The 26,718-nt window shown below is 64.4% G+C and carries 23 protein-coding genes; 15 read left to right on the top strand and 8 right to left on the bottom strand.

Going from position 1 to position 26,718, the window contains the following annotated elements; genetic code table 11:
• Positions 1 to 322: 322 nt before the first annotated feature.
• The 3 genes from VG320_RS29130 to VG320_RS29120 form a co-directional block, all read right to left on the bottom strand.
• Positions 323 to 706: a hypothetical protein gene (locus tag VG320_RS29130; RefSeq protein WP_327203544.1), complete on the bottom strand. Its 384-nt coding sequence runs from the start codon at positions 704 to 706 to the stop codon at positions 323 to 325.
• A 246-nt stretch (positions 707 to 952) separates the two neighbouring features.
• Positions 953 to 1,405 (bottom strand): zinc-finger-containing protein, encoded by a 453-nt coding sequence (locus VG320_RS29125; RefSeq protein WP_327203543.1) that lies wholly within the window; start codon positions 1,403 to 1,405, stop codon positions 953 to 955.
• Between the two features lie 154 nt (positions 1,406 to 1,559).
• A complete protein-coding gene (locus VG320_RS29120) occupies positions 1,560 to 2,834 on the bottom strand; it encodes an MFS transporter (protein ID WP_327203542.1) in 1,275 nt (424 codons plus the stop codon).
• A 267-nt stretch (positions 2,835 to 3,101) separates the two neighbouring features.
• Here VG320_RS29120 and VG320_RS29115 point away from each other — a divergent pair, with 267 nt between their 5' ends.
• Complete coding sequence (locus tag VG320_RS29115) at positions 3,102 to 3,656, top strand: hypothetical protein (RefSeq protein WP_327203541.1); 555 nt, start codon at positions 3,102 to 3,104, stop codon at positions 3,654 to 3,656.
• A gap of 123 nt (positions 3,657 to 3,779) precedes the next feature.
• Positions 3,780 to 5,138: a DUF2325 domain-containing protein gene (locus VG320_RS29110; protein WP_327203540.1), complete on the top strand. Its 1,359-nt coding sequence runs from the start codon at positions 3,780 to 3,782 to the stop codon at positions 5,136 to 5,138.
• A gap of 26 nt (positions 5,139 to 5,164) precedes the next feature.
• On the opposite strand, the gene VG320_RS29105 is transcribed toward VG320_RS29110, so the two are convergent.
• From VG320_RS29105 to VG320_RS29095, 3 genes are all read right to left on the bottom strand, one after another.
• Positions 5,165 to 5,488: a winged helix-turn-helix domain-containing protein gene (locus VG320_RS29105; protein WP_327203539.1), complete on the bottom strand. Its 324-nt coding sequence runs from the start codon at positions 5,486 to 5,488 to the stop codon at positions 5,165 to 5,167.
• Between the two features lie 221 nt (positions 5,489 to 5,709).
• The gene (locus VG320_RS29100) at positions 5,710 to 6,315 is read right to left on the bottom strand and encodes a nitrogen fixation protein NifQ (protein WP_327203538.1); all 606 of its coding nucleotides are present in this window, start codon (positions 6,313 to 6,315) and stop codon (positions 5,710 to 5,712) included.
• A gap of 19 nt (positions 6,316 to 6,334) precedes the next feature.
• A complete protein-coding gene (locus tag VG320_RS29095; protein WP_327203537.1) occupies positions 6,335 to 6,763 on the bottom strand; it encodes a TOBE domain-containing protein in 429 nt (142 codons plus the stop codon).
• Positions 6,764 to 6,916: 153 nt separating this feature from the next.
• Between VG320_RS29095 and VG320_RS29090 the strand changes: the two genes are divergently transcribed.
• Both VG320_RS29090 and VG320_RS29085 read left to right on the top strand, forming a co-directional pair.
• Positions 6,917 to 7,801, top strand: a complete 885-nt coding sequence (locus VG320_RS29090) for an extracellular solute-binding protein (RefSeq protein ID WP_327203536.1) — start codon at positions 6,917 to 6,919, stop codon at positions 7,799 to 7,801.
• A gap of 13 nt (positions 7,802 to 7,814) precedes the next feature.
• Positions 7,815 to 9,698 (top strand): ATP-binding cassette domain-containing protein, encoded by a 1,884-nt coding sequence (locus VG320_RS29085; RefSeq protein WP_327203535.1) that lies wholly within the window; start codon positions 7,815 to 7,817, stop codon positions 9,696 to 9,698.
• Positions 9,699 to 10,289: 591 nt separating this feature from the next.
• On the opposite strand, the gene VG320_RS29080 is transcribed toward VG320_RS29085, so the two are convergent.
• Positions 10,290 to 11,306, bottom strand: coding sequence for a hypothetical protein (locus VG320_RS29080; RefSeq protein ID WP_327203534.1), 1,017 nt, complete (start codon positions 11,304 to 11,306; stop codon positions 10,290 to 10,292).
• A gap of 771 nt (positions 11,307 to 12,077) precedes the next feature.
• Here VG320_RS29080 and VG320_RS29075 point away from each other — a divergent pair.
• The 11 genes from VG320_RS29075 (at position 12,078) to VG320_RS29025 (ending at position 25,584) form a co-directional block, all read left to right on the top strand.
• Positions 12,078 to 13,445 carry a DUF2957 domain-containing protein gene (locus tag VG320_RS29075; RefSeq protein ID WP_327203533.1) on the top strand — a complete coding sequence of 456 codons (1,368 nt, stop codon included), beginning with the start codon at positions 12,078 to 12,080 and terminating at the stop codon, positions 13,443 to 13,445.
• Positions 13,446 to 13,601: 156 nt separating this feature from the next.
• Entirely contained in the window at positions 13,602 to 14,840 is a 1,239-nt protein-coding gene (locus tag VG320_RS29070) for a DUF2957 domain-containing protein (protein ID WP_327203550.1), read from the top strand.
• 199 nt (positions 14,841 to 15,039) lie between these two features.
• Positions 15,040 to 15,885, top strand: coding sequence for an OmpW/AlkL family protein (locus tag VG320_RS29065; RefSeq protein ID WP_327203532.1), 846 nt, complete (start codon positions 15,040 to 15,042; stop codon positions 15,883 to 15,885).
• Between the two features lie 137 nt (positions 15,886 to 16,022).
• A complete protein-coding gene (locus VG320_RS29060; RefSeq protein ID WP_327203531.1) occupies positions 16,023 to 16,910 on the top strand; it encodes a MerR family transcriptional regulator in 888 nt (295 codons plus the stop codon).
• A gap of 262 nt (positions 16,911 to 17,172) precedes the next feature.
• A complete protein-coding gene (locus VG320_RS29055) occupies positions 17,173 to 18,744 on the top strand; it encodes an NAD(P)/FAD-dependent oxidoreductase (protein ID WP_327203530.1) in 1,572 nt (523 codons plus the stop codon).
• A gap of 22 nt (positions 18,745 to 18,766) precedes the next feature.
• Entirely contained in the window at positions 18,767 to 19,711 is a 945-nt protein-coding gene (locus VG320_RS29050) for an SDR family NAD(P)-dependent oxidoreductase (RefSeq protein ID WP_327203529.1), read from the top strand.
• Positions 19,708 to 20,610, top strand: coding sequence for a metal-dependent hydrolase (locus tag VG320_RS29045; RefSeq protein WP_327203528.1), 903 nt, complete (start codon positions 19,708 to 19,710; stop codon positions 20,608 to 20,610). The genes VG320_RS29050 and VG320_RS29045 overlap by 4 nt, the downstream gene beginning before the upstream one ends.
• 6 nt (positions 20,611 to 20,616) lie before the next feature.
• Positions 20,617 to 21,576: an alpha/beta fold hydrolase gene (locus tag VG320_RS29040; RefSeq protein WP_327203527.1), complete on the top strand. Its 960-nt coding sequence runs from the start codon at positions 20,617 to 20,619 to the stop codon at positions 21,574 to 21,576.
• Between the two features lie 89 nt (positions 21,577 to 21,665).
• Positions 21,666 to 22,658 (top strand): alpha/beta fold hydrolase, encoded by a 993-nt coding sequence (locus VG320_RS29035; protein ID WP_327203549.1) that lies wholly within the window; start codon positions 21,666 to 21,668, stop codon positions 22,656 to 22,658.
• A 143-nt stretch (positions 22,659 to 22,801) separates the two neighbouring features.
• Complete coding sequence (locus VG320_RS29030; protein WP_327203526.1) at positions 22,802 to 24,565, top strand: AMP-binding protein; 1,764 nt, start codon at positions 22,802 to 22,804, stop codon at positions 24,563 to 24,565.
• 77 nt (positions 24,566 to 24,642) lie between these two features.
• On the top strand, positions 24,643 to 25,584 hold the full coding sequence (locus VG320_RS29025) for a DUF1571 domain-containing protein (protein WP_327203525.1): 942 nt from the start codon (positions 24,643 to 24,645) through the stop codon (positions 25,582 to 25,584).
• Positions 25,585 to 25,880: 296 nt separating this feature from the next.
• Here VG320_RS29025 and VG320_RS29020 read toward each other — a convergent pair whose 3' ends face one another.
• A complete protein-coding gene (locus tag VG320_RS29020) occupies positions 25,881 to 26,495 on the bottom strand; it encodes a thioredoxin fold domain-containing protein (RefSeq protein ID WP_327203524.1) in 615 nt (204 codons plus the stop codon).
• Between the last annotated feature and the right edge of the window lie 223 nt (positions 26,496 to 26,718).

The following is a 26,718-nucleotide window of genomic DNA, read 5'->3' as shown; positions in this document are numbered from 1 at the left end:
ATTCGAAGATCGACAACTGCTACTGTCCAAGGCGTCAGCCCCTTTTGTTAAGACGGGCGAATTTTAGTCACGCACCCTGTCCGAAGTCAACACGATTCGCGCCGTTCGTCAAATCCCGTGCCAATGTCGCCACAACGCCGTCGGACGGCGCATCGGGCGGATTCAGGGCGAGTTCGCGGCGGCTTCGGCCAGGTGCTGCTGCACACATGCCGGACGCTATCGCCCGTTATTGCCAGACTCGGGGTCGGATTAGCCAAAGGCATCCGCTTTATTGCGCAAATCGCGCGCCCGGAAGCCATTCAATCGAACTATGGTCCGTCGCTCAGGCGCGTTTGCGAGCCTGCTGGCGCGTGTCGCCCGCACGTACGCGTTCGAGCCGCTCGCTCGCTTCGGTCAGCACCCACATCGGCGCGCTTTGCAGTTGCTGGTCGTAGACCGCGATCACGACCTTGATCGCGTCGAACTGCGCATCGTCGATTGTCCATTCGCCCTGTGCGCCGCCACGCGAGAAGCACGCAAGGATGGCTTCGTCGGCGGGGGCAATCTGCTCGGGTGTGAGCGTGCCGTAACCGGCGTCCGCGCACGCCTGGGCCAGCCAGTGGGCGTGCAGGATGGCCTGCGCATCATGCTGGGAACCGCCCGCGCGCAGCGCGGCCAGTGCCAGATGGACTTGCAGGGCGAGTTCGTCCGAGCTTGCGCGCGGCATCGGCAGCAAATCGCCCTTAGCCCGGTGCCGGCGGACGCGGGCGGCTTGGACGTGCTGCGGGAAAGGGATCGTTTTGGCCATGTCACACAAAGGAAATCGGTTCAGGTGCAATAACGGCACCTCCCGCTCAAGGTTGAGCGCCGAATTGCTACGCCGATGTAACGATTAGTGACAGCCGGTAAGGACTATGCCCGGCGAGGGTTGCCGGGCGTGGGTTTGCGGGTATTTGCGGGCGTTCGTGCGCTTTCAGCGGGCGTCGTCGGTGGCGCGGCGCGCGGCCATGAAAGCTTCAACGTGACGGATGGCCGCTTCGCACTGTTCGAGGGTCAAGTGGTGGATCGACGGGTTCGGCAGGTCGAAACCCAGTTCTTCGGCGATCCAGCGCAGCGCCCGGCCGCGCGCTTCGAATACGTTGACCTTGTCGCGACGCACCTTGGCGGCGACCAGCGGTTCGAGCGCATCGTGCAGGCGGCTCTTGGCTTCGCGCAGCGCCGCGTTGGCCAGCCGCCCGAGCGGCACATTGCGCGTGCTGCGCGCAGGCACGCCGATCCAAGCCTCGCAGGGTGTGCAGACCCACAGCGTGCCGTGGTCGTCGCGGTACGGATAGGCTTCGTCGCCAAAGCGGGCGAGTTGCGCTTTCGCGCCGCAATAGTCGCAAAGCGGCTGCGGCAGCGCCTTGACCGGGCGTCCTACGCGCATGGGTGGCTCCTTCGGGTGGCTCGGGAGGGAGTCGTTGCTTGCATCGTTACCTTTCAGTTTCCTGTTCCATCTGCAAAAGCATAGCGGCAAATGGGGCGCTTTATTCTCGTCGAATGGCTTAGGTCGAATGGCCAGGGTCGGCCAGGGCTCGCGCTCAGCTTGCGCCCGCCGTGGCGCGCTCGGGTTCGCGTTCGAGCGAGCGCGTGTCACGCAGCGCGGGAAAGAGCCGCATCCAGACGAGCGCCACGCAGATCGTCGCCACGCCGCCCACCAGCACGGCGGGCTGCGCGCCCCACCATCCGGCGGTCAGCCCGGATTCGAATTCACCGAGCTGATTGGACGTGCCGATAAAGAGCGAATTGACCGCGCTCACACGGCCCAGTGTTTCGTTGGGCGTGCGCAATTGCACGAGCGAGCTGCGCACGACCACACTCACCACGTCCGATGCGCCGAGCACCGCCAGTGCCAGCAGCGAAAGCACGATGTTGTGCGACAGCCCGAACGCGATGGTCGCGAAACCAAACACGATCACGCCGCCGAACATCGCCAGCCCCGGCCGCCGCCGCAGTGGGAAATGCGCCAGCCAGATCGTTCCCGTTAGCGCCCCCACGGCCGACGCCGAACGCAGCAGGCCAAGTTCGAGCGGCCCTGCATGAAGAATGTCGCGCGCGAAAATCGGCAGGAGCGCGGTCGCGCCGCCAAACAGGACGGCGAACAGATCCAGCGAGAGTGCGCCCAGGATCACCGGCTGCGAGCGAATGAACGCGATGCCCGAGAACACCGACTCGAGCGTGACAGGCGCGCGCGACGCGGGTTGCGTGTGCAGCCGGATATTGGACGACAGCACGGCCGCAAGCGCGAATGAGATCGTGCAGGCCAGATAGGCCGCGCCCGCACCGACGCCATACAACAGGCCGCCGAGCGCCGGTCCGAGGATCTGCGCGGTCTGGGTCGCCGAGGTGGACCAGGCGGTGGCGTTCGGCAGCTTCGCGCGCGGCACCACGCCCGGCAGCAGCGACGAAATGGCCGGCGACTCGAAGGCGCGCGCCGCGCCCACGCAGGCCGCCAGCGCGTAGATGATCGGCGCGCTCAGCCAGCCGCCGAAGGTGCCGCAGGCGAAGGTCAATGCAGCAGCGCATTCGATGCTCTGACAGACGGCAGCGATGCGTCGCCGGTCATAGCGGTCGGCAACGTGGCCCACCACCAGCGTGAGCAGGAACATCGGCAGGAATTGCGCGAGGCCGACGAGACCCAGCGCAAACGCGCTCTTCGTCAGCGCATAGATGTGCCAGCCCATGGCGACGGCAAGCATCTGGAACGACAGCGAGGCGAGCACGCGTGCGCCCCAGAACCGCTGGAAACCGGGATGACGCGCAAGACTGCCGGACGCGGGGCCGGAGTCGGCAGAGTCGGATGAGGGTGTAGTCATTGAATGGCGAATGAAGCCGGAACGCGCGGCGCGGATAAGCGTGGCGCAGATCGGAAAGCCGACAATTTTAAAACAACGGCCGCGGCGGCACCGCAGGGGCCTGCTGCGTCTGAATTACCAAACATGAATCGCGGGCATGAATACCACCCGGAAATACCGGGCATTCACAGGCGACGATCTGCGTTTCGATATATCCATTAGAATATATCGCGTCGGGCGTGCGTTCCGTGCGCCCTTTGCATGCGCAGGTCCGCGAAAGGTGGGGAAGTGAGCAGTCGGCCCTTGATGATGAATGCCGCCGTCATGGCGATTTCGGTGACTCCGGCGCGCGCGGACGCCCCGTGCGGCGGTCTATCGTCGACGATCACGACGCTGCGGCCCGCCAGCGGCCACGACCGCGCCGAGCGTATTCGTGACGTCGTCGATGCGTTCCGGCGGCTGCGCGAGAGCGTCGCGCGCTTCAACCGCATGTTCGCGGCGCGCGCAGGCGAACAACCCACGCGCGATGGAGCGAACACGGCAACAAGCACGGCAACGGACACCGCGCTCCAGCCGCTGCTGACCGCGCTCGCCCGCCACATCGATCCCGCCACCTTCGCGCGGCACCGCGAACTCAAGCGCGCGATCCGCGATGCGCGCCGCCTCGACAAAACTCGCGAGACACTCTTTTCCGACGCCTTCTGCCTCGATACCGAGGCCATGCGCAGGACCGCCGCCGAACTCGAACGGCTCGATACGGCCTTCGTCGGCCTGTGCGTCGAGCACGTTCTGGCGCAGCACGAGCAACGCCCGCAATCCGCGCGCGAGACGCCTCAAGCCTGATCCGGCGGCCCTCTGCCGCCAGCCGGATATCGCTATATTCCGTGATATATTGCGCTATCGGTATGCGGCCTGCTCACATCGCCGGCCCGCGTTCCCAATTGCACAGAGTGGACAGAGGTCACCATGCACGCACCGCCGTTCCGCCTCGCTCGCGCCGCGGGCGCTGCGACGCCGGACGAGGCGCCGCATCTGCGCGCCTTCGCCCCCGCCGCCGACTGCTGCGGCCCCTCGCAGGCCGAAATCGACCGCTCGCGACGACGCACGCGTCTGGCCGAACTTGACGCGCATCTGCACTGCTCGATCATCGGCACCTGTCTGTCCACGCATGAATTGCGCAAGCTCGTGCCGAAATACGCGCCGCTCGACGGGCAGCGCGCGAGCGACCTCGACATCCATCACAGCGCCGTCGAACTGGCGATCCAGGGCGGCGCGGGCGGCAAGGCGCTGCAAAAGGCGCTCGACACCCGCTATGCCGGCGCGTTGCGGCGCTTCTCCAGCGCACGCGATGCCGAGGCCGTGCTAGTGCTCTGGAACGAGGCGCGCGCAAGCGGCGACATTCCGCCCGCCTACTGGGCGCTGATGTCTCACCCGGAAACGACGATGGAAGTGCGCCAGGCCGCGTTCGGCGACCTGCACATGCTCTCGCATCTGGTGGGCGCGGCGAACCGCGCGGATCTGCGCCGCCTTGTCGTGCTGGAAGAAGAGAACGCGGCCCTCCATGGCAAGATCGAGCGTCAGCAGGCGCGCCTGCACGAGATGAGCCGCGAGCGCGACGAAGCCCGCGTGATGCTCGACGAGCACACCATACGCGCTGCGGCGCAACGCGAAGCTACGTACAAGGCTCAGGACGAATCAGCGCTACACGCACAGCTCGCGACCCTGCGCGAGGCGCTGGCGGCGCGCGACGCGCGCCTGGCGCTCGAAACCACCCGCCGTGAAGCTGCCGAGCAGCGCGCCAGCGCTGACGAACACGCGCTGCGCACCGTGCGCACGCAACTGGACGAGGCGCGCGCGCTGATCGACGCCTTGCGCGCGGAAGCCTACGCGATGGAAAGCGCCATCCATGCCGAAAACGACAGCGAAGGTGAAGGCAGCAGCGCACGCACTTTGCCGCGCGATGCCCTCAAGGGCCAACGCATCGTTTATGTGGGCGGACGGCCCGGATCGAATCACGCGTTGCGGCGCTGGGTGTCGGCGGCGGGCGGCGAGCTGACGCTGCACGACGGCGGCATCGAGGACCGCAAGGGCCTGCTGGCGGCGTCGCTCGCAGGCGCCGACATGGCCGTGTTCCCGGTCGATTGCATCGACCACGATTCGATGAACATGCTCAAGCGCGTCTGCGAGCGGCATCAGGTGAGCTATCACCCGCTGCGTACCGCCAGCCTCGCAAGCTTTGTCGAGTTGATGGTGCGGCTTCACGCGGGTTCAGCCCCGGCGCTGACCGCCGTGCCGGTGTCGCGTTTTTGCCTGCGCCACGGCTAGCGGCTCGCGGCTAAAACGAAGAAGGCTCAGCCCTTCACGAGTTTCGTGAGCGCGGCGATTTCGGGCGCGCAGGCTGCGGCCGCGCGCGCCTCGATACCGCGATAAAGGCGGATGATTTCCTCGCCGACCGGCGTGAGCGTGCTGCCACCGCCGCTCTGGCCGCCATGCTCGGACACCGTGGCTGGCGATTCGAGCGCGCGATTGAGTTCGTCCATCAACAGCCACGCACGCCGATACGACATGCCGATGCTGCGCGCCGCCGCAGAAATCGAACCGTGATCGCGCACCGCTTCCAGCAGCGAAACCTTGCCCGGGCCGAGCGCGACCGTATCGTCCTGGATGACGCGCATGCGAAAACGCACGTCGGGTTCGCGGCGAGCCAACGGGCTGGCGGTTTCTGCCGCTGCGGATTCGGGCGCGGTCGTCGGCAGGTTCGAAACGGACCTGGAAGCAGGAGTTTTGCGCGCTTTGGCGGGCGCTGGCGCGCGGTCTTTGGCGGATGCGGTCATGGGCGCAAGCATACACGATGGATTTCGCGCCTCCCATGCTTGACGGGGCGCTAAAGGCGTTGCTAATGGCGCTGAATCGCGGCCTCGTGGCCTGGGAAGCAAAAACCGAAATCCTCGCAGCCAGGGCAGCCCGGCGCCGGTCCCGGCACGCCGCCTTGAGAAAGCGCAAGTTCGCGCGCGAGCAGTTTTTTCCAGCGCAGATTGTCGGTGTTGCGCGCGACCACTTCGGGGAAAAAACGCGTGAGCATCTGCGTGACGTCGTCACGGCCGGACAGGCCCAGATCGCGCCACAGATGATCGGGCCGCAGACACGCCTGCGCGAGGATCGTGGCGAGACAGCGCGCATCGTCCGCATCGACTTCGGGAGCGGCCAGGCCGAGCAGGAAATCGCGCATCGCGAGCGTAAAGGCCGCGTGCGTTGCGTCGATCAACGCGGGCGCTTCGTGCGACGTCGCCACCAGCTCGCCCGCCACGAAATGCCGTGCAGCCAGCGCCGCCAGCTCGGGCGCCGACAATCCCAGCAACAAGCGTTCGCCGCGCACTTCGCGCGCCGCCACGAGGCGCGCGAACAGCCACGCATCGGGCGAGCACTCATCACCAGGCACGCCGGCCAGGCGGTCGCGGCACTGCGCCGCAAGTTGTTCGAAGCCGGATGGCGAGCCGGTCATATCGAGGCAGTCAACCGCCTCAAGCGTCCACGCCGATAATCACGCTCGACGCCTTGAACAGCGCCGATGCCGCCTTGCCCGCCGCGAGACCGAGCTTGTCCACGCTCTCATTCGTGACGATGGCCGCGATCTGCGCGCCGCCCGGCGCTGCGATGACGACTTCGGCGTTCACCGCGCCCTTGGTCACCGACGTGACGCTGCCCGCGATGACGTTGCGCGTGGACACCTTGCTCGCGTCGCCGTCGACCATCAGGATCACCGACGATGCCTTCACCAGCGCGAAGGCGGGCTTGCCTGCCGCAAGGCCCAGCGAGGCGGCACTGCCGTGCGTGATGATGGCGACGATTTCAAGGCCGCCGTCGGCGCGCAGCGTGACTTCGTCGTTGACGGCGCCGGCCTTGACGGAAGCGATCTGACCGGTGAAATGATTGCGGGCGCTGGTACGCATGGAAAGGTCTCCTGGAAAGTTTAGAAAACCAGTTTAGCCGCGCGGCTCATTCACGCCCAGTTGTTATCGCGAAGATTGGCCATTCGGATAAGCACATTGTCGCGTCAGGACGTCGTAATATAGGCACCTTTATAACGGTACGGGGTAGAACAGATGATCCGCAAGTTGATCGCATCGGTCGTGGTGATGTCGGGCGTGCTGGCCGCAAGTTCGAGCGCATTCGCCGCAGATGACAACGATGTGAACGTGCTCTACGCAGGCTCGCTCGTGAACCTGATGGAAAAGAGCGTCGGCCCCGCGTTCGAAAAGGAAACGGGCCTGCATTTCAAGGGCTACGCCGCCGGTTCGAACAAGATTGCCAATGAGGTCAAGGGCAAGCTGCGCCGCGGCGACGTGTTCATCAGTGCGAGCCCCAAGGTCAATTCCAGCCTGATGGGCGAAGCCAACGGCAATCACGTTTCGTGGTACGTGAATTTCGCCGAATCGCCGCTCTTGATCGGCTATAACGCGAAGAGCCGTTTCGCCAACGACTTCAAGACGAAGAAGTGGGATCAGGTGCTGCAGGAACAGGGCATCCGCATCGGTCGCACGGATCCGAAGCTCGATCCGAAGGGCGCCTTCACGGTCGAACTCATGACCAGGGCGGCGCAGGCCTATAACCAGCCGGATCTGGTCGAAAAGACGCTGGGCACGCCGGACAATCCGGAACAGGTGCTGCCGGAAGAAACGCTGGTCGGCCGTCTGCAATCGGGTCAGCTCGACGCGGGCTTCTTCTACTCGACCGAAACTTCGGACCTGAAGATTCCGTCGATCCACCCGGCGCCCGAACTGAAGATCAAGGCGAACTACACGCTGACGATCCTCAACGACGCACAGAACAACGCCGGCGCCGCGCGCTTCGTCAACTTCCTGCTGTCGGCGGAAGGCCGCAAGCTGCTCGCCGAACATGGCGTCGATGTGACGAAACCCACGGTCAACGGCAATGGCCAGGCGATCCCGCCCTCGGTGCAGGCCGTGATCGACGCTGCGCAGCAATGAGCCTGATGCAGTCATGACGCAACCCGTGCAGCGCGCCGCAAGGCCGCTCTGGTGGCTGGGCGCGCTGCTCGCGGTCTATCTGTGCGCGCCCTTTCTCGCCAGCATTCCGCAGATCGGCCAGGCCGACTGGGCCAACGTCGACTGGCACGCCACCTGGTCGGCGGTCGGTGTGTCGGCGGGCAGCGCGAGCGTCGCGGCGCTGCTGATCCTGATTGGCGGCGTGCCGCTCGGCTACTGGCTCGCGCGTTCGCGCGCACGCGGCGTTGCGCTGCTGGGCTTTGTGGTGCAGTTGCCGCTCGCGTTACCGCCGCTCACGAGCGGCATTTTGCTGCTGTTCCTGCTCGGGCCGTATAGCCCGCTCGGTCTGCTGTTCAACGGCGCGCTTACCGATTCCTTCACCGGCATCGTGCTCGCCGAAACCTTCGTGGCCGCGCCGTTTCTGATCGTCGCGGCGCGCTCGGCATTCATCGCCGTCGATCCCGTCTACGACGATGTTGCCGCCACGCTCGGCCATCACGCCGCCAGCCGCTTCTTTCGCGTCACCCTGCCGATCGCCTGGCCCGCCATTCGCGCGGGTCTTGCGCTTGCGTGGCTGCGCGCGTTCGGCGAATTTGGCGCAACGGTGATGGTCGCGTATCACCCGTACTCACTGCCGGTGTACACCTACGTGGTGTTCGGCGGCCAGGGGCTGCCCGCGATGATGCCGCTGCTGCTGCCGACGCTCGCCATCGCGATCGTCTGCGCGGTGCTGTCGGTGTACACGCGCGGCGCGCGTGCGACGCTGGCGGTGAGCGTCGATAACGGCGACGAACTCACCGCCATCACGCCCGCCGCCACCGCCAGCGATGCCGCCGACCTGCGGCTCGCGTTCGCGGCAAAGCGGCATCTGGGCGCGTTCACGCTCGACGTCGCCTGGCAGCCGCGCACGCGGCGGCTGGCGATCATCGGGCCGTCGGGCTCGGGCAAGTCGCTCGCGCTGCGCATCATCGCGGGGCTGGAGGCGAACGATATCGACGCCAGCGCGGGCAGCGTGATGCTCGGCGCGACCGATCTGGGCGTGCTGCCACCCGAGCGCCGCCAGATCGGCTATATGCCGCAGGACTACGGCCTGTTCCCGCACATGACGGTGGCGCAACAACTGGCGTTTCCCGTCGATGCCGATGCCGCCAGCGCGCGCTACTGGCTCGCGCATCTGGGCCTCGACACGCTCACGCAGCGCCTGCCCCGCCAGCTTTCGTTCGGCCAGCGCCAGCGCGTCGCGCTTGCGCGCGCGCTCACGCGGCATAGCCAGCTGCTGCTGTTCGACGAGCCGTTCGCGGCGCTCGATACGCCGCGCCGCCGACGTCTGCAGCAGTCGTTGCGCGCGCTGCAGCGCGAGATCGCCGCGGTGACGGTGATCGTCACGCACGACCCCGATGAAGCCGCCCTGCTCGCCGACGAGGTACTCGTGATCGAACAGGGCCGCACGTTGCAGGCTGGTCCTGTCGATGCGGTGTTCGCGCGGCCCGCCTCGCCGCGCGTGGCCGAACTGCTCGGTCTGCATAACATCGGCGAAGGCGTCTTGCGCGGCGCGGGCGAAATCGAAACGGCTAGCGGCCTGCGCCTGCCTTGCGCCGACGCGGGCGACGGCGCGGCGTTGACGGCAGGTTCACGCGTGATGTGGCGGGTTGCGCCGCGTGCGCTGCGCGCCGCGCCCGAGGGCCGCTGGGAAGGCCGCATTGCCGGGACGTCGCTGCGCCACGGTGACCGTTATGTGACGATCGAACTGGAAGGTGAACTGTTCGACATTCCCACCGACGATTGGGCGGACTCGCACGACGGTCTGCGCACGCTGCGCTTCGAGATCGATGCGGGTGGCGTGACGGCGTGGCCGGCGTCGCCGGAAAGCGCCTCCTGAAAAGACTCACCTTTGAGTGGGCAGCGGCGGCGCGGTGGTGCCGTCGCTATCTGAATGGAGCCTTGTTTTAGGGGCTTTTTCACGCTTTCCGGTTGATTGGCGTGTGATCCGTCAACTGCGCAACCGCACTCCCGAACCCTCTCACCTCTGGTGTTTTCAGACACATCAGTGCGTGAACCCGAAAAAAGATTCGCACCGCTTAACCTGGGACTCCCAGGAAAATTATCCGACAAACAGGCCTGAATCCAGGGATTTTTTGTCGCTATCGATTTGCTGCACGCACAAGATCGGTGAAACGCCGACGCTCCGGCCCCCTCACCACACGGCCATTTGACGCGCCAGCGGCTCGACTCCCGAAAAACCTCACCAAAGGCATCGTACGTCATCGCCCCGTGCGACGCAGCAATCTCCACGCATGACCTGGGAGTCCCAGGAAATTTTTAAGCTTGATTCACGCTGAAATAGCGTGATTTCTTGCGCAGGCCCTATTCGCCAAGTGAGTCGCGCGCGTGCGGAAAGATCACCTCACGCTTCGCAGAGCCGAACATTCATACCCGTGCCGCGCCCCCGAATATCCTCACCCATGTGCATTCAGATCACAAACCGGCTGTCCACATCCAGCACCTTCGGCATGGGGATAAGATCCGCGCGGGCGAAGCGAATCAGCGAAAACGCGCGTACACCGTCCGGGCTCGCCGGAATATGCGCGAGCGGAAAGACGATCTGCGCGCCGCCATCGCCCTCGTCCATCACGACGTTCATCGGGCTGAGCGTGACCTGCCGCATTTCCACGTGGGCGTGCTGCGCGGGATGCCCGAGCACATCGCAGATGACTTCCAGTTCGCGCTCGATCGCATCCGTCTTGAGCCCGAAGGCGGCCAGCGCCTGTTCGTTGGCCGCGATATCGGCTTCCAGCCGCGCGAGCTCCGCCGCGTCCGCCAGCGCGCGCTGGCCCACCATGCGCTGCGTGCCCGCGCCCTGACGCGTGAGCAACTGGTGGCGCGTGCGCAGCAACGCGCGCTCTTCCTGCAGCGCGTCGCGGCGCGACTCGTCCGCGCCAATCTGCGCGAGGCCCTCCAGTGCGATCTGTTCGACCACGCGCTGCACGATCTGCGCGCGCAGATCCGCTTCGGATTCGCCGCAAACGCGCACCTGATGATCGTCGAAACTCAGCGTGGTCTGGGCGACGTCGGTATGCACGTGATCGCCGTGCTGCCGCACGCCAAAGCCGCGCCGCTCGTTCATCGACATGCCCAGCACCGCCCAGGTTTCGCGCGCGAGCAGATGGCTGTCGAACCAGGCGTGCAGTTCCGGCGAGCGGCTCAGGGTCTGCGCGATTTCATCGGGCGCGGCGAAGAACGCATGGATAAAAGGATCGTGGAGCCAGTTGGACGCGCTCGCTTCGCGCGCGGGCGGCAGGCGCTCGACCAGTTCGCCGATGTAGGCCTGCGAGGTGGCGAGCGCGGGCACGAGGCGCTCGCGGTACGCGCGCGCCAGCTTGAGCGACGGGCTGAGCACCGTCAGCCGATCGACGAGGGCGCGCGTCTGCGCCGTTTCCTGGATAGGCTGCGCGCGTTTACGTGGCCACAGGCGGTCCAATAGTCCCATCAGGCAACTCCGGAGTGCGGCGCGGCCGTCGCTGGCCCACGCGGGTCACTATTTATACCGTTTCTTATTATCTGACCGATGACAGAAGGCCATTTATCCCCTCCTGAAAATCCTCACCTTTGAATTTTTCGTCAGTCACTTTGATTAAAAAAATCTGCAAAGCGACTTGCACGTATTCAAAAGAGGGGATTTTCCTGCCCTTTCAGGCTGATTTTGGCTCCCGCAAACACTCACCTTTGCACTCTGCAGGACGAATTGCGACGTCGCCCCGGGAATTCCGACTTCACTGGACCTACGCCGCCCGCGCCCCCGGAAAGGCTCACCATTAGATCGATGCACGGCCGACACCCACTCCCGAATTCCCTCACCCTCATTCCATAAGCGCCCGGCAAAACACTTCGCACAACCGCCAAATCGCTTTATCCGGATATCGAATTAAATCGGCCTGAATAAAAACCGCGCCATTTCGTCAACTCATCTCGTCTTGCTCGAAATCGACGTCATGGTTTATACGCCGCTCTCCGAATCGATTCGTACGCAACGAGCATATCTGTCGGCGGGAACGTCGATTGCTCCGCGGCCTCGCCGCGCGGGCCTCGTGCGTCAACGACACATCAGGACAAACCCCGGTTGCCGCAGTCCCGAACCGTGACAGCGCAAGCGATGCGGCCTGCTGGTGCGGTTTTAGAGTGATTCGTTCAATTGACAGCGTGCAATGTCATGATCCAATCTTCAGCGCATAAATTATTACGAGACAGGGAGGGCAGACATATGTTGGAGAGCATTGTCCGCTGCGTCGCGCTGGCCGCAGCCGCAACGCCGCTTCTAGTCGCATGCGGTGGAGGCAAGGCGAGCGATCCGTCGGCGATCAATCCGGCGCAATGCTCGGGATCGACGTGCACGGGCCAGGGCGCACCGAGCAGCGCGACCGCTGCGACTGCGCTCTGCCCGGCCGCCGCCGACATCGCGAAGAACACGTATCTGGGCGGCGCGGGCAGCGGCGAAGTGGTGAGCCTGAGCATCGATCCGACGAAGATGACCTACTCGCTGACCTTCCTCACTTCGCCGATTCCGGCGCAGTCGACTTCGGTGCAGGACACGCGTGCGGGTCTCACGATCACCGGTGCGGTCCAGCATCCGCCCAGCGGCTCGCTGCCCACGGCCGCGCAGATCACCTGCGCGTTCCAGCTTCAGCAAGGCAGCGGCACGCTTAACGGCAGCACTTACACGACGGCCTATAACGCCAACAATCCGCCCACCATTTATGTGGGCTTCGGCGTGGCGGGCGGCGGCATTCCGGGCGCGACGGTCAACATCACGGGTGACAGCACGGCAAAGCTGCTCTTTAGCAACGTCCAGTCGCGCACCTTCGACTTCTATCCGTTCCTCGCTTTCTCGTCGGTCAGCACGAGCATCGCGGACCTGCAAGGCAACTGGAACGCGCTGCTCTATCACATCGTGCCGACGCAGAACTTCGCCGCCGCCGCCACCACGGCGCAGGAAACTTACGACGCGAGCGGCAATTGCAGCGTGACGAGCGGCGCAACCAACACGCAATGCGACACGTCATCCTCGCAATGGGCCGCGGATTCCGCTGGCAGTTTCTTCACGAGCGACAACGCCCCGCAGATCCAGTCGCCGACCGTCTCGCTGGTCGCGCACGGCGCGAAGAGCCATCTGATCCTTGGCAAGCTCAACGGCAAGATCGTGCCGGTCGTGGTGCGCACGGGCTACGTGAACGAGGGCCTTACCTCGCTCGCCGTGGATGACGAATCGGGCATCGCGATGATGGCGCCCGCCAGCAATCTCACGTCGGGCTCGTTCGACGGCAGCTATATCGGCGCCGATTCGAACTTCGCCTACACGGCCACGCTTATCAACGGCCAGACGGGCGGCTTCCTCAAGCCGTCGACGATGACGACGCAAAGCACGTTCACGCTCGATTACACGCAGACGCATCCGGGCCTTGTCGTAGCGACCGACAACAACGGCAAGACCGGCAATGTGATCGCCGTGGGCGGCCTGTACGGCATCTTCCTCAATGGCGAGGAAAACGGCGGCGTCACCTCGACGTCGGCGAATAGCGTAACGTCCAACTCGCCGTACTTCGGTGTGGGTGCGCTGATTCAGCCTCAGTAACCCCATCGGCCGTTAATTCGTACACCGTAGCAACAAAAAATCAGCAGCACGCAGCAAGCCAGAACGGGGCGCCACGACAGGGAGCCGGCGCCCCGCCTACAAGAATGAATCTGGAGACGCGGTATGCAATCAAAGCCCTTCGCGAAGCGCCTCGCCATGTTTGGCGTCGGCGCGCCGCTGATGCTTACGCTGGGCGCCTGTGGCGGCGGCGGTAACAGCAGCCCGCCGCTGGTCGAAACCGCCCTGTGCCCGACCTCGCTCGATTACAGCACGGTCTATACGGGCGGCGGCGGTGACGGCGAACTCGTCAAACTGCAACTCGACACCACCAAGAAGACCTGGCAGATCACCTACGTGGAATCGCCGATTCCCGCAACCACCGGCACCGTGACGCCCACGCGCAAGGGCCAGGTGGTCTCGGGCACGATCACGCAGGAAACCGGCCTGCCGACGGCCAAGCTCAATCAGTGCGCGTTCCAGTTGAACGGCGCGAGTCTCGATCCCACCCGCCCGGCGCGCGTGTTTATCGGCATGGGTGTAGCGGGCGGCACGATTCCGGGCGCGGAAATCCAGTTCGCCGGTTCCGGCGGCATCGGCGTGGTGCCGGACACCAAGTTCCCGTACTACCCGTTCATCGCTTTTTCGTCGATCGAAACGAATATCGCCAACGTGGCCGGCACGTATAACCAGCTCGGTTATCACCAGGTGCCGTCGCAGAACTTCCTGCCCGCCGCGGTGGACGCGAAGATCACCATCAACGCCGACGGCTCGTGGCAGGAGTGCGATAACACCGGCGTGAACGCCGGCAAGTGCCAGCAGCCTGGCACCAATCTCACGCAGTCGAGCGACGGCAGCGGCGCATTCGAAACCGACAACTTCCAGGGGCAGGTCAAGCCCACGCTCGTGACCGGCAAGAACGCCGCGAAGGGCTTCATGATCGTCGGCAAGCTGCGCAACCAGCTCGTGCCCGTGCTCGTGCGCACGGGCGTGGCGTATCCGCAGATCGGCACCGATCCGCAGAGCGGCGCAACCGGCCCGGTCGCCGACGACGAATCAGGCATCTCGGTGCTGGCGCCGCAAACGGCCATCGCGCAGGGTTCCCAGGACGGCGAGTACATCAGCGTGGATAGCCAGTTCGACTATCGCACGCTCGCGCTCAGCGGCACCCAGGGCACGCTGCTCGATCCGTTCAACGCTTCGCAGGCGTCGCTGGCGACAGCGCTCGATCTGAACTTCGCGCAGAGCGTGCCAGGCGTTGTCACGACCACGCATGTGGGCGCATCGACCGGCACCACACCGACCGGCAAGATGACCTTCACGGGCGGCGTGTTCAGCTTCCTCGATTTGACGAATGCGTCCGCGCCGTACTTCACGGCTGGCGCCTTCGTGCAGTGATATAGCGCTTCTGCGCAACGATGCAGCGATCGACGAGGGACCCGCTGCCCATGAGGTGACAGCTCTACGCCGCGCGCGCGTGCCAGTTTCTCATCGCGCACGCAGGCGAGCCGCAAGGCGCGCGCAGGACCGGCCGTTCACGAGACGGCCGCCGCGCGCGAAGCAGGCCACCCGAACCTGAGAGTCACAGGGAGGAATAATGAGACGTACTGCGAAGGCGGCAGCCGTAGCCGCCGTGGCGACGTGCGCCGCCGGCATTTCCACGGCGGCGCACGCCCAGCATGCGGGCGACAACGTGGCCGTGCTCGGCTGGTTTCACGTCATGCCCCAGCAATCGAGCACGCCACTCACCACGACCGTTGCGCCCACACCGATCAACACGCCGCTGCGGCTGCCGGGCTCCTTCACCTCGCAGGGAACCGGTCTGTCTACCAGCAAGGCGGATACGGTCGGGCTGGTTTTCACGCACTTTCTGACCGATCACATCGCCGTGTCGTCGGTGGCGGGCGTGCCGCCCACCTTCAAGCTCTACGGCCACGGCACCATCAAGCCGCCGGGACCGGCGGGCGCGCTCGGCAGCCAGAACCTGAGCGATGCGTCGACCAATCCGATTGTGACGAGCGTGCGTCAATGGAGTCCGGCGCTGATCTTTCAGTACTACTTCCGGGATGGCGATGCGAAGTTCCGCCCGTTCGTGGGCGTGGGCGTGTCGTACAACTGGTTCTCGTCGATCCAGCTCAACCCGAACTTCGTGAAGGCGACGCAGGACGATCTCGGCGCCGTGCTCGCGGCTGGCGCGGGCAAGCCGGGGCAAACGCAGGTGAGCGCGAAGGCGTCGTCGTCGTGGCAACCGGTGTTCAACCTGGGCGCGACCTATAACGTCACGGCGCACTTCGGCATTGTGGCGTCGCTCACCTACATTCCGCTCAAGACCACCTCTTCCGTGATCGTGAAGGCCGCCGACGGCACCGAACTGGCCGTGAGCCGTGCCGAACTGAAGGCCGATCCGCTCATTTCGTATCTGGGCGTGTCGTACAGGTTCTGAGGCGGCGCCTTGCTCCTCACTGCGGCCCACGCTGCGTGCAAGCGGTAAGACGGGTAAAGGCATTCGTGGTGGGAAAGCGCACGTTCGCGTGGGACGCCGTCTCGCGCTCGTGCGACGGCTCGCGCTAAAATCGGCGCATGCCGAAATCGTCCACGCCCCCCGAGACCGAACTCGCGCCCGAGCGCGCCACCGACAGCGAATACACCGTCGATGAACTCGCGCGCGTGGCGAACACGACCGTGCGCAACGTGCGCGCGTACCAGGACCGCGATCTGCTCATGCCGCCCGACAAACGCGGCCGCGTGGGTATCTATAACGACTCGCACGTCGCGCGCCTCAAGCTCATCAATCACCTGCTCGCGCGCGGCTACACGCTCTCGAACATCCAGGACCTCATCAAGGCCATCGACGATGGCGGCGATCTGCGCTCGATCCTGGGTCTGGAGAACGCCATCGGCGGGCCGTGGTCGCACGCGCGCCCCAAAAGTTATTCGCTGCCCGAACTGATCAAGCTGTTCGGCCCGCAGGCGCCCAGCAGTCTGACGCGTCTCGCGGAACTCGGCCTGCTCGAACGCAAGGGCCTGTCCTTCGTCGCGCGCAATCCGGCCATGCTCGATGCCGCAGCGGCCACGGTGCGCGAAGGCATTCCGGCACGCGAGCTGCTGGACGTGCTCGAAGAGGCTCGCCCGCACTTCGACGCCATCGCGCGCGTGCTCGTGGAAATGGTGGTGCGCCATCTCGACCGCTACGATCAGGGGGCGCTGCCACCCGCCACCGACATGCCCGCGCTCGTCGACGCCATCTGGCGGCTGCGTCCGCTCTCCACGGTGTTCGTGGAGAACGAAATCCTGCGCGCGCTCGAAGAGCAGTCGAGCGACTATCTGGGCGGCCGCGTGGCCACCATCCTCGACCAGAAACTGGGCCGCCGTGGCGCGATTGAGGCTGAAACGGCGACCGCAGAGGCCGACAAAACCGCCGAAAAGGCTCCCCGCGCCGCCAAAAAAGCCGCTAGCAAGAAGCGCTGACCCAGCGTCGCACCGTCTGCTAAACGCGGCTTGAAGCCGCGTTTTTCTATTGCGGCCCCGTTTTTTCTTCCGCTTTCTCGCGCTCGTCCGAACCCTCACAAATCGCCAAACGCCAATCCTGGCGGGCGTTTGCTCGCTTTCTCAGCGTCTGAACGCAATTCCTGGAATGCTCCCTCTAGCCTCTTGCGCGCGGTCGTCTCGCGCACTATGTTTACATCATTCAATGTAACAGTTAATAATGAACCATAGGGAGACGCTCCGGATGAACGCACCCACCCGGTTTTTCGATGGCGCCGACGACGGCCGCTCCGGCGAGACGGTCGGCGTCGCCATCATCGGCACCGGCTTCGCCGGGCTTGGCATGGCGATCCGTCTGCTGCAACGCGGCCACACCGATTTCGCCGTGTTCGAAAAGGCCGGCTCCGTGGGCGGCACCTGGCGCGACAACCATTACCCCGGCTGCGCGTGCGACGTGCAATCGCACGTCTATTCGTTCTCCTTTGCGCCCAATCCGCGCTGGACGCGCATGTTCGCGCCCCAGCCGGAAATCCGCGCCTATCTGAACCGTTGCGTCGACAAATTCCGCCTGCGGCCGTGGCTCAACTTCGATCACGAACTGGCCAGCGCGCAATGGGACGAAGCCGCGCACTGCTGGCGTCTGGCCTTTGCCAACGGACGGCGCGTTTCGGCGCGCGTGCTGATCTCCGCGATGGGCGGACTTTCGCGCGCCGCGCTGCCCGCCATTCCCGGCGTGGAGACGTTCACTGGCAAGGCCTTCCACTCGCAGCAGTGGGACCACGGCTATGCGCTCAAAGGCAAGCGTGTGGCGGTGATCGGTACGGGTGCGAGCGCGATCCAGTTCGTGCCGAAGATTGCGCCGCAGGTCGAGAAACTCGCGCTATTCCAGCGCACGCCGCCGTGGATCATGCCCAAGCCCGACCGCGCGCTATCGAAGTTCGAGCAATGGATGTTCCGCTCGCTGCCCTTCACGCAAAAGATCGCCCGTGCGGGGCTCTACTGGATGCTGGAGTCGCGCGTGCTGGGTTTCGCGATTCATCCATCGCTGATGAAAAACGTGCAGAAGCTCGCGCTGCGCCATATCCGCCATCAGGTGAAAGATCCCGCGCTGCGCGAAGCCGTCACGCCCGACTACACGATCGGCTGCAAGCGCGTGCTGATCTCGAACGACTACTATCCCGCGCTCACGCGCGCCAACGTGAGCGTGGTGACCGACGCCATCGAGCGTATCGATGCAACGGGCGTCATCACCGCCGATGGACGCCATCACGAAGTCGATTGTCTGATCTACGGCACGGGTTTCCAGGTGGCAGATCCGTTCGCACGAGGCACGATCCTTGGGCGCGGCGGCGTGGATATCGTCGATACCTGGCGTAACGGCGCGCATGCGTATCTGGGCACCAGCCTGCCTGGCTATCCTAACTTCTTTATGATCGTCGGCCCGAACACGGGACTGGGTCACAACTCGATGGTCTTCATGATCGAGTCGCAGATCGAATACATCCTCGGCGCGCTCGATGCGATGAAGAAAGATCGCGCCGATTCGATCGAGGTACGAGCGCAGGTGGAAGCGCGCTACAACGAACGCATTCAACTGAAGCTCGATCGCGCGATCTGGTCGGTGGGCGGCTGCAAGAGCTGGTATCTCGATCCGCGCAATGGCAAGAACACCACGCTCTGGCCGGGATTCACGTGGCGCTTCCGCCAGGCCACCGCGCACTTTTCCATCGGCGAGTATCAGGTGTTCCGCGCGTCACTTCGTGAGGATGCCGAAGCGCCTCTCACCGTCACCACGCAAACGACCGAAGCGGCTTGATCGATCAAGGGAGAAAATCTAAATGAAGCACTTCGACAATAAAGTCGCTGCGATCACGGGTGCAGGATCAGGCATGGGCCGCTCGCTTGCCGTGCAACTTGCCGGCGCGGGCTGCCATCTCGCACTGGCCGATAAAAACGCCATAGGGCTGGCCGAAACCGAGCGTATCGTGCGCGCACTGGCGCCCAATGTGCGCGTGACGACGCGTGAACTCGACGTGAGCGATCGCGCTGCGATGTTCGCATGGGCCGACGACACAGTGGCGGCACACGGCCGCGTGAATCTCATCTTCAACAACGCGGGCGTGGCGCTTTCGAGCACCATCGACGGCATGTCTTACAGCGATCTCGAATGGATCGTGAACATCAACTTCTGGGGCGTCGTGCACGGCACCAAGGCTTTTCTGCCGCATCTGAAGGCAACGGGAGAAGGCCATATCGTCAATACGTCGAGTGTGTTCGGCCTGTTCGCGCAGCCTGGCATGAGCGGCTATAACGCCACCAAATTCGCGGTGCGCGGTTTCACCGAATCGCTGCGTCAGGAACTCGACATGATGCGTTGCGGTGTTTCCGCGACCTGCGTGCACCCGGGCGGCATTCGCACCAACATCGCCCAGTCGAGCCGCGTGGCGTCGAATATGGTCGGCTTCATGGTCGCAAGCGAACAGCAGGGCAAGGACGAATTCGAGAAGTTCTTCATCACCACCGCCGACGATGCCGCCCGCACCATTCTCAACGGCGTGCGCCGCAATGCGCGGCGCGTGCTGATCGGACGCGATGCGCGCGCCGCCGACTGGCTCGCACGCACGCTGCCCGCCGCCTACCAGGCGCTCGTCGTGATGAGCGCGCGGCGCGAGGCCGCGAAGGCCCGCAAGCGCACGAAGCGCGCCGAACGCGAGGCCATGCTCAACGGCACGGGTCACACCATGAATAACAACGCAGGCAAAAATCAGGGAGAAACAGCATGATCATGCCGGTACGACGCGACGTCCGTTTCGCGTTACCACCCGAAAGGGCTTGCGACTGGCACGTCGAAGGTGTGCCCGTGACGCACTTCTTCAACGCGCTTTCGCTGCTCTTTCCAGCGGGCGAACGCTTCTTTATGGATTCGGTGCGCCACTATCGCGACCGTATTGAAGACCCCGAACTCAAGAAACAGGTGATGGGCTTTATCGGCCAGGAAGCGATGCACACGCGCGAGCACGTCGAGTACAACGACCTGCTGCAGGCTGCCGGTCTGCCCGCGCACAAGCTCGACAAGCGGCTGTGGGCAATCCTCAACTTCGCGCGCAAGATACTGCCGCCATCGCTGCAACTCGCGCAGACCGTGGCGCTTGAGCACTACACCGCGATGCTCGCCGATCTGCTGCTCGCCGACACGGGCACGCGCATCGAAGGCTCGGTCGACGGCTACAAGCAGATGTGGCTCTGGCACGCGCTCGAGGAAACCGAGCACAAGTCGGTCTCTTACGATGTCTGGAACGTCGTCATCAAGCCGGGGCCGAAGCGCTATCTGATGCGCACGGGCACGATGCTTGCCACGACGCTGCTGTTCTGGCTGATCGTGTTCGACTATCACCTCGCGCTGATGCGCCGGCACAAGCGCCGCATCGGCAAATTCAGCGGTTACTGGCGGCTTTTCAAGTTCCTGTATGGGCCGCGCCATGGCGTGTTTCCCGGCATCGCAATGGAATGGCTGCGCTTTTTCAAACCCAGCTTCCATCCGTGGGATCACAACAATCGTAAGCATCTCGAACGGATCAACGGCCTGATCGAGCAGATCGACGAGACCAACGCGCAATACGCCGCGCAAGCCGCGCCGCGTCGTGTGCCCCTGCACGCGGCCAGCACGCCGCGCGCGGCCTGAGCGCTCATGCGTACCCTGCGCGACGCACCGCGCGGCGGCGGGCGTGAGTTCGATGAATTCGCCAGGCTCGCGGCGACTGCGCTTCCTGGCGCGGTCGAGCGGCTCGACGTCGTGTCAGACGGCGTACGGCTCGCCGTCTATGTGAGCGGGCCGCGCGACGCGCCGCCAATGATCCTCGTGCATGGTTATCCGGATTCGGCGCGCGTCTGGGAGGGCATGCGCCGCGAGCTGGAAACGCGCTATCGCGTGATTGCCTATGACGTGCGCGGCGCGGGTGCGTCGGCGGCGCCTCGCGTTCGTGCGGACTACAAGCTCGCGCAACTCGCGCGCGATCTGATCGCGGTAGCCGACGCCACCTGCGGCGCGCGGCCGTTTCATCTGGTCGCACACGACTGGGGTTCGATCCAGTGCTGGGAAGCCGTCACCGATCCGGCCAACGCTGCGCGCATCGCATCCTATACGTCGATCTCCGGACCCTGTCTCGATCACGTATTCCGCGCGCCGCTCAGCCTTGCTCAGTCGTTGCGGTCCTGGTACATCGCCTTCTTTCATTTGCCGCTGGTGCCGAAACTGGTCTGGCGTCTCGGCGGCGCGGCGCTGTGGCCGTGGTGGCTGCGTCGCACCGAGGGCGTACGCGTACCACGCGATCCCGACCAACTGCGCAATTGCATCAACGGTTTGCAGCTTTATCGCGCGAACTTCATCGCGCGCTCGCGTGCGCCGCGCGAGCGTCGTACCAACGTGCCCGTGCAACTCATCGTGCCGCGCTTCGACCGCTACGTGACGCCCGCATTGACCGAAGGCGTGGCGCAGTGGCTTGGGCGCCATCGTCGCGAGATCATCGACGCGCCGCACTGGACCGTGGTGCGCGACGCGCCGCTCATCGCCGCGCGCGTGCAGCGCTTTATCGCGTGGACGAAGCGCGAAGAGACGCATACCGCGCGCCCTGCCTCTCTCGATCTATAACAATTTTGTCTGTGGAGAATCGCGTGAACGCCATCGCTCTGCCCTTGCTGACGGGAATTATCGTTATTGCTGCCGCGCTTGTATTGCTGATGCTTTTCACGCGACGCGCGACGCGGCGCATCGAACAGGACGTGCCGATGGACGGCCACCTGATCGACGTCGGCGGCGAGCGTCTTCATTACGTCGAATTCGGTAGTCCCGACAAGCCGCCGGTCGTCTTCGTCCACGGTCTGTGCGGGCAAATGCGCAATTTCGCTTACCTGCCGCTGGAGGCGCTGGCGCGCGAGCATCGCGTGATCCTTGTCGATCGGCCAGGTTCGGGTTATTCCACGCGCAGTGCGGGGGCGAGCGCGAGCATTCGCGCGCAGGGCAACACCATCGCACACTTTATAAAGCAGCTCGATCTGCACGCGCCGGTGCTGGTGGGGCATTCGCTTGGCGGAGCGATCGCCCTCGCGGTCGCGCTCGATCATCCGGATTCCGTCGCGCGCATCGCGTTGATCGCGCCGCTCACGCATGTCCAGACAGAGGTGCCGAAGGCATTCCGCGCGCTCGTCGTGCGCTCGGGCGCGGTGCGCCGCTTTATCGCCCGCACGCTGGCAACGCCCTTTGGGCTTGCCACCAGCACGCCCACGCTCAAGCAGGTCTTCGCGCCGGAAGCCGTGCCCGCGGATTTCCGCACGCGCGGCGGAGCGTTGCTGAGCCTGCGCCCCAAAGGCTTTATCAACGCGTCGCTCGATCTGGTCGCCATCGAGGATGCCGACGATCTCGCACAGATGGAACAACGCTATGCACAACTTGGCGTTCCTGTTGACGTGCTGTTCGGGCGCGGCGACATCGTGTTGAACTGGACGCGCCACGGCGATGCGCTGCGCCGCCGCTCGAAGCGCGTGACGCTCAAAGTGGTGGATGGCGGCCACATGCTGCCCGTCACCGCGCCTGCCGCGACTTTCGATTGGCTGCTCAGCGCCATCGCGGGCGCAATGCAAGCCCAGGGCGAGCGCGTCATCGCCATCGATCAGCACGACGGCGCCGTGGCGTCGGCGTCGCCAGCGGTGCTGCAACGTCGCGCCGTAATGTAAGCGCAGCGCTAGAGCGACTGCTCGGTACGAAAGCGTGCGAAGCGGGAGGTGAGCTTGCTATCGTAAATGGCTGTGGCGTGTGGCGGGTTGCCCCCGGCGCACGCCATTACGCGATTCACGACAAAAACACATTGGAGACAACCATGGCAGCGCAACTGCAAGCGCAGACAGCGCCAACGGAAGACGCACGGCACACCGCGCCCGACACCGATGGCATCTGGTACGCGTCTTACCCCGCTGGTGTTCCGCCCGAGATCGACGTTTCAGAGTACGAAACGATTACGCACTACTTCGACGAATGCGTCGCGCAGTTTCGCGATCGCGTTGCGTATGTGAGCGTGGGCTCGTCACTGACTTATGGTGCGCTCGCGCGCAAGGCGGAGGCGTTCGCGGCGTGGCTGCAAGGCGTGGGCATCGCGCCCGGCGAGCGCGTGGCGATCATGCTGCCGAATACGTTTCAGTATCCCGTCGCACTGTTCGGCGCACTCAAGGCGGGCGCCGTGGTCGTCAACGTCAATCCGCTCTATACGCCACGCGAGCTGGCACATCAGTTGAAGGACAGCGGTGCGCGTGCGATTGTCGTGTTTGAGAACTTTGCGAAGACACTCGAAGAGGCGCTGCCGGGCACGCGCGTCGAGCATATCGCCGTGACAGGGCTGGGCGATCTGCTCGCGGATGGCCTTAATTTCAAGGGCCGCTTGATCAACTTCGTGCTGCGCCACGTCAAGAAGATGGTGCCAAAGTACACGCTGCCGCAAGCCGTGCGCCTGCGCGATGCATTGCAAATCGGCGCGCGCCGCACACTGGCTCCCGCTTTGCGCACGAGTGGCGATCTGGCCTTTCTTCAGTACACCGGAGGAACGACAGGCGTAGCTAAAGGGGCGATGCTCACGCACCGCAATATCATCGCCAACGTGCTGCAGGCGAAAGCGTGGTCGGCCTCGCAGCTCAGCGGCGAGATCGAAACCGTGCTCACGCCACTGCCGCTCTATCACATCTATTCGCTTACGGTAAACGCGCTCATCTTTCTGGGGCTGGGCGGGCGCAACATCCTGATCGCCAATCCACGCGACACGAAGCGCATGATGATGATTCTGCGCCGCGAGACCTTCACCGGCATCACGGCCATCAATACGCTCTACAACGCGCTGCTCGACGACGCGGAATTCTGCAAGCGCGATTTTTCCGCGCTCAAGCTCGCCATGGCCGGCGGCATGGCCACGCAGAAAGCCGTGGCCGAGCGCTTCAAGGCCGTGACAGGCCAGCCTATCGTCGAGGGCTACGGCCTCACGGAATGCTCGCCCATCGTTGCGACCAATCCCGTGGAGCTTGGCAACATGCGCGATTTCGCGGGCTCGATCGGCTTGCCCGTGCCGTCCACACAGGTGCGCTTTCGTCGCGAGGATGGTTCGTGGGCCAATGTGGGCGAAGCCGGCGAGCTCTGCGTGAAGGGCCCGCAGGTGATGCTCGGCTACTGGAACCGTCCCGACGATACGACCCAGGTGCTCGACGCCGATGGCTGGCTGGCGACCGGCGATATCGGTGTGATGGACGCGCAGGGCTTCATCCGTCTTATCGATCGCAAGAAGGACATGATCATCGTGTCGGGTTTCAACGTGTATCCGAACGAAATCGAAGAGGTGATCGCGATGCATCCCGATGTGCGCGAGGTAGCCGCGATTGGCGTGCCCGATCCGGTGCAGGGCGAGCGCGTGAAAGTGTTCGTGGTCGCGCGCAATCCGTCGCTCACGGCCGATGCCCTGATTGCCCATTGCCGCCTGCAACTTACGGGCTACAAGGTGCCACGCGCGGTGGAGTTCCGCGACGCGTTGCCGCAAACCAACGTCGGCAAGATCCTGCGGCGCGCGCTGCGCGACGAGGAAATTGCGAAACAGCGCGCGAATTGAGCGCCGCTGTGAGTGCTGTCTTTGCCGTTCTGCTTTTTCGCTTCACTCAAACAAGCACCGATACAGGGAGACAAACCATGAAGACGAAGGATTCAAAACCGGTTGCACGCGCAACGACACGGTTTGCGTTGCGTCTGACCGCGTTCTCGCTTGCGTTAGTCTGCACCACGACGTTCGCGCAGGATGACGCGAGCACCGACGCCAGTGCGCCGCAGACCAGCGCCGCAAGCCCATCGGGCAACGCTGCGGCGGAAGTGAGCAAGCTTTCCGTCGATCAGCAGGTGAAGTGGCTGCAGCACGCGCAAAAAAGCGGCGCGCTGGTGAAGATGGACGATGCGCAGCTCACCGCGCTATTCCAGACGCTCGACCCGCTAGTGGTGCCGACCGTCATCAAGCTGGGACCGTCAGGCTATCCGTCCTATGAATTCACGCTGTCGCGCTGGGAGCGTCTGAACGGCAAATGGCCCGGCAAGCCTGCGCATATGCTCGTGAAGCTCGAACACGATCCCCTGCGCATCTACGCGAAATGGCTGCCCGATGGCGAGCATTCGGGCGAGGAAGTGATCTACGACGCCTCGAAGAAGACCGACGAAATGTACGGCCACCTGGGCGGCCTGCTCGGCGTCATGCCGATGTGGACGGCACTCGACGGCACGCTCGCGCGCTCGCAGTCGAACCACAAGATCACGGATCTGGGCACGGAATTCATCGTGAGCCAGTTCATGACGGACGCGAAGAAGTACGTGGAAGTGGGCGCATCATACAAGCCCGATGTCGAGGTGAAGACGGTCAACGGCGTGCGCGTGGTTGCGCTTACCTACGTGTCGCCGAGCGGCAAGCCGCAGTTCTACGCGAAGAAGCAGACGCTCGGGCTTGATCTGCGTCATCCGTACTTCCGTACCGTGGAAGCGTACGGCGACGATGGCCAGATGTTCGAGAAGATCGTGATCGACAGCATCACGCCGAAGAGCTTCGACGCCGAAGTCTTCGACCCCAAGAACCCCGATTACAAGTTCTGATCGGCGCGTGAGGTGAGTGTTTTCAGGAGCGCGGTGACGGTGACGAACGCGGACTGTGCCGGCGTCACCGCTTGTGCTACATCGTTAGTTTCACAAAGTACCCCGCGAGCTGGCATTGGGTGAGCGTGCGGTTTGATCGTCCGCTCACCTTGTCGGCATCCGCGCCCAGACTCCTGGAATTCCTCACCATTATCTGGTTACGGTGACCTCGTCGCAGATCGATGGGCTCACCGTGCGGCCAACTCTCCTGGAACGGCTCACCTCAGGGGTTCACCTTTAGGATTCAACCCAGCGCTTTAGCGATACTTCTGCAATTCCGGATCAGTGATTGGCTGCTCGGGCAGGTTGAGAATGCCAGGCAGCATGCCGAGTTTGGGCAGGCCATCGAGATCGGCCCAGCGACCGCCCGACCCCTGATAAATGATCGTCGGCGTGCCTTCGAATCCCAGGTCCTGGAACAGTTGCATATTGTGGTCGATCTGCGTCTGCGCCGTCGGAGGGATATGCGCAAGCGGCGCGATGCCGCCCGATTCGTCCTTCTCGGAGTAGTGCGTTTCCAGTTCCTTCAGGAGTACTGCACTATTCTTCGACTGCAGCAAAGCTGCAGCCTTGCCCGCCGAATCGGGCTTGAGGAATCCCATCGGAATCCAGTGGACCTGTAGACCCGCAGCCTCGTACGGTTGCAGCGCCTTCCAGACCAGGTGACAGAATATGCAATTGGGGTCCATGAAGACGTACAGCGTCGACTTCACGTTCGCTCCGCTCGCGCCTTCGACGATAGCGCTCGCGCCCTGCAGCCGGGTGGCGGCGCTCGCCGGCAACCATGCCGGTTCGTCGGCGGCCATCGCCGGTGCGCCACCCCAAGCGCTAAGAGCGCCGGCTGCGATCAGGCTGTAAATCCACTTCTTCATTCATCACCTCGGTAGTCCTGCGCGCCGGCCCGCAAAGGACGCGAGCCCCAGCGCGAAGCCACGTATCTTATGGCTCAGCGGTGGCGCGCTCCTGACGCCAATATGGCGTGCGTGTCAGCGGGCGCGGCAAAAGGTGAGGGTTTGCGGGAGCTGTTAGAAAACTGGGATCGCATACAGCGAACAACGGACGCGAGGGTTAGGGCTAGCGCGCCCCGCGAGTGGA

This window comes from Paraburkholderia sp., assembly GCF_035948235.1.
Taxonomy (GTDB): domain Bacteria; phylum Pseudomonadota; class Gammaproteobacteria; order Burkholderiales; family Burkholderiaceae; genus Paraburkholderia.
This window is presented reverse-complemented; position numbering and strand designations above follow the sequence as displayed.

What these genes read in the sequence shown, in the direction of transcription:
- VG320_RS29120 (WP_327203542.1), bottom strand. Translation starts at nt 2,834, where the DNA reads ATGACTACACCCTCATCCGACTCTGCCGACTCCGGCCCCGCGTCCGGC.
- VG320_RS29020 (WP_327203524.1), bottom strand. Translation starts at nt 26,495, where the DNA reads ATGAAGAAGTGGATTTACAGCCTGATCGCAGCCGGCGCTCTTAGCGCT.
- VG320_RS29100 (WP_327203538.1), bottom strand. Translation starts at nt 6,315, where the DNA reads ATGACCGGCTCGCCATCCGGCTTCGAACAACTTGCGGCGCAGTGCCGC.
- VG320_RS29110 (WP_327203540.1), top strand. Translation starts at nt 3,780, where the DNA reads ATGCACGCACCGCCGTTCCGCCTCGCTCGCGCCGCGGGCGCTGCGACG.
- VG320_RS29070 (WP_327203550.1), top strand. Translation starts at nt 13,602, where the DNA reads ATGTTTGGCGTCGGCGCGCCGCTGATGCTTACGCTGGGCGCCTGTGGC.
- VG320_RS29055 (WP_327203530.1), top strand. Translation starts at nt 17,173, where the DNA reads ATGAACGCACCCACCCGGTTTTTCGATGGCGCCGACGACGGCCGCTCC.
- VG320_RS29090 (WP_327203536.1), top strand. Translation starts at nt 6,917, where the DNA reads ATGATCCGCAAGTTGATCGCATCGGTCGTGGTGATGTCGGGCGTGCTG.
- VG320_RS29035 (WP_327203549.1), top strand. Translation starts at nt 21,666, where the DNA reads ATGCTTTTCACGCGACGCGCGACGCGGCGCATCGAACAGGACGTGCCG.
- VG320_RS29040 (WP_327203527.1), top strand. Translation starts at nt 20,617, where the DNA reads ATGCGTACCCTGCGCGACGCACCGCGCGGCGGCGGGCGTGAGTTCGAT.
- VG320_RS29125 (WP_327203543.1), bottom strand. Translation starts at nt 1,405, where the DNA reads ATGCGCGTAGGACGCCCGGTCAAGGCGCTGCCGCAGCCGCTTTGCGAC.
- VG320_RS29025 (WP_327203525.1), top strand. Translation starts at nt 24,643, where the DNA reads ATGAAGACGAAGGATTCAAAACCGGTTGCACGCGCAACGACACGGTTT.
- VG320_RS29065 (WP_327203532.1), top strand. Translation starts at nt 15,040, where the DNA reads ATGAGACGTACTGCGAAGGCGGCAGCCGTAGCCGCCGTGGCGACGTGC.
- VG320_RS29045 (WP_327203528.1), top strand. Translation starts at nt 19,708, where the DNA reads ATGATCATGCCGGTACGACGCGACGTCCGTTTCGCGTTACCACCCGAA.
- VG320_RS29130 (WP_327203544.1), bottom strand. Translation starts at nt 706, where the DNA reads ATGCCGCGCGCAAGCTCGGACGAACTCGCCCTGCAAGTCCATCTGGCA.
- VG320_RS29105 (WP_327203539.1), bottom strand. Translation starts at nt 5,488, where the DNA reads ATGCGCGTCATCCAGGACGATACGGTCGCGCTCGGCCCGGGCAAGGTT.
- VG320_RS29060 (WP_327203531.1), top strand. Translation starts at nt 16,023, where the DNA reads ATGCCGAAATCGTCCACGCCCCCCGAGACCGAACTCGCGCCCGAGCGC.
- VG320_RS29080 (WP_327203534.1), bottom strand. Translation starts at nt 11,306, where the DNA reads ATGGGACTATTGGACCGCCTGTGGCCACGTAAACGCGCGCAGCCTATC.
- VG320_RS29085 (WP_327203535.1), top strand. Translation starts at nt 7,815, where the DNA reads ATGACGCAACCCGTGCAGCGCGCCGCAAGGCCGCTCTGGTGGCTGGGC.
- VG320_RS29050 (WP_327203529.1), top strand. Translation starts at nt 18,767, where the DNA reads ATGAAGCACTTCGACAATAAAGTCGCTGCGATCACGGGTGCAGGATCA.
- VG320_RS29075 (WP_327203533.1), top strand. Translation starts at nt 12,078, where the DNA reads ATGTTGGAGAGCATTGTCCGCTGCGTCGCGCTGGCCGCAGCCGCAACG.
- VG320_RS29030 (WP_327203526.1), top strand. Translation starts at nt 22,802, where the DNA reads ATGGCAGCGCAACTGCAAGCGCAGACAGCGCCAACGGAAGACGCACGG.
- VG320_RS29095 (WP_327203537.1), bottom strand. Translation starts at nt 6,763, where the DNA reads ATGCGTACCAGCGCCCGCAATCATTTCACCGGTCAGATCGCTTCCGTC.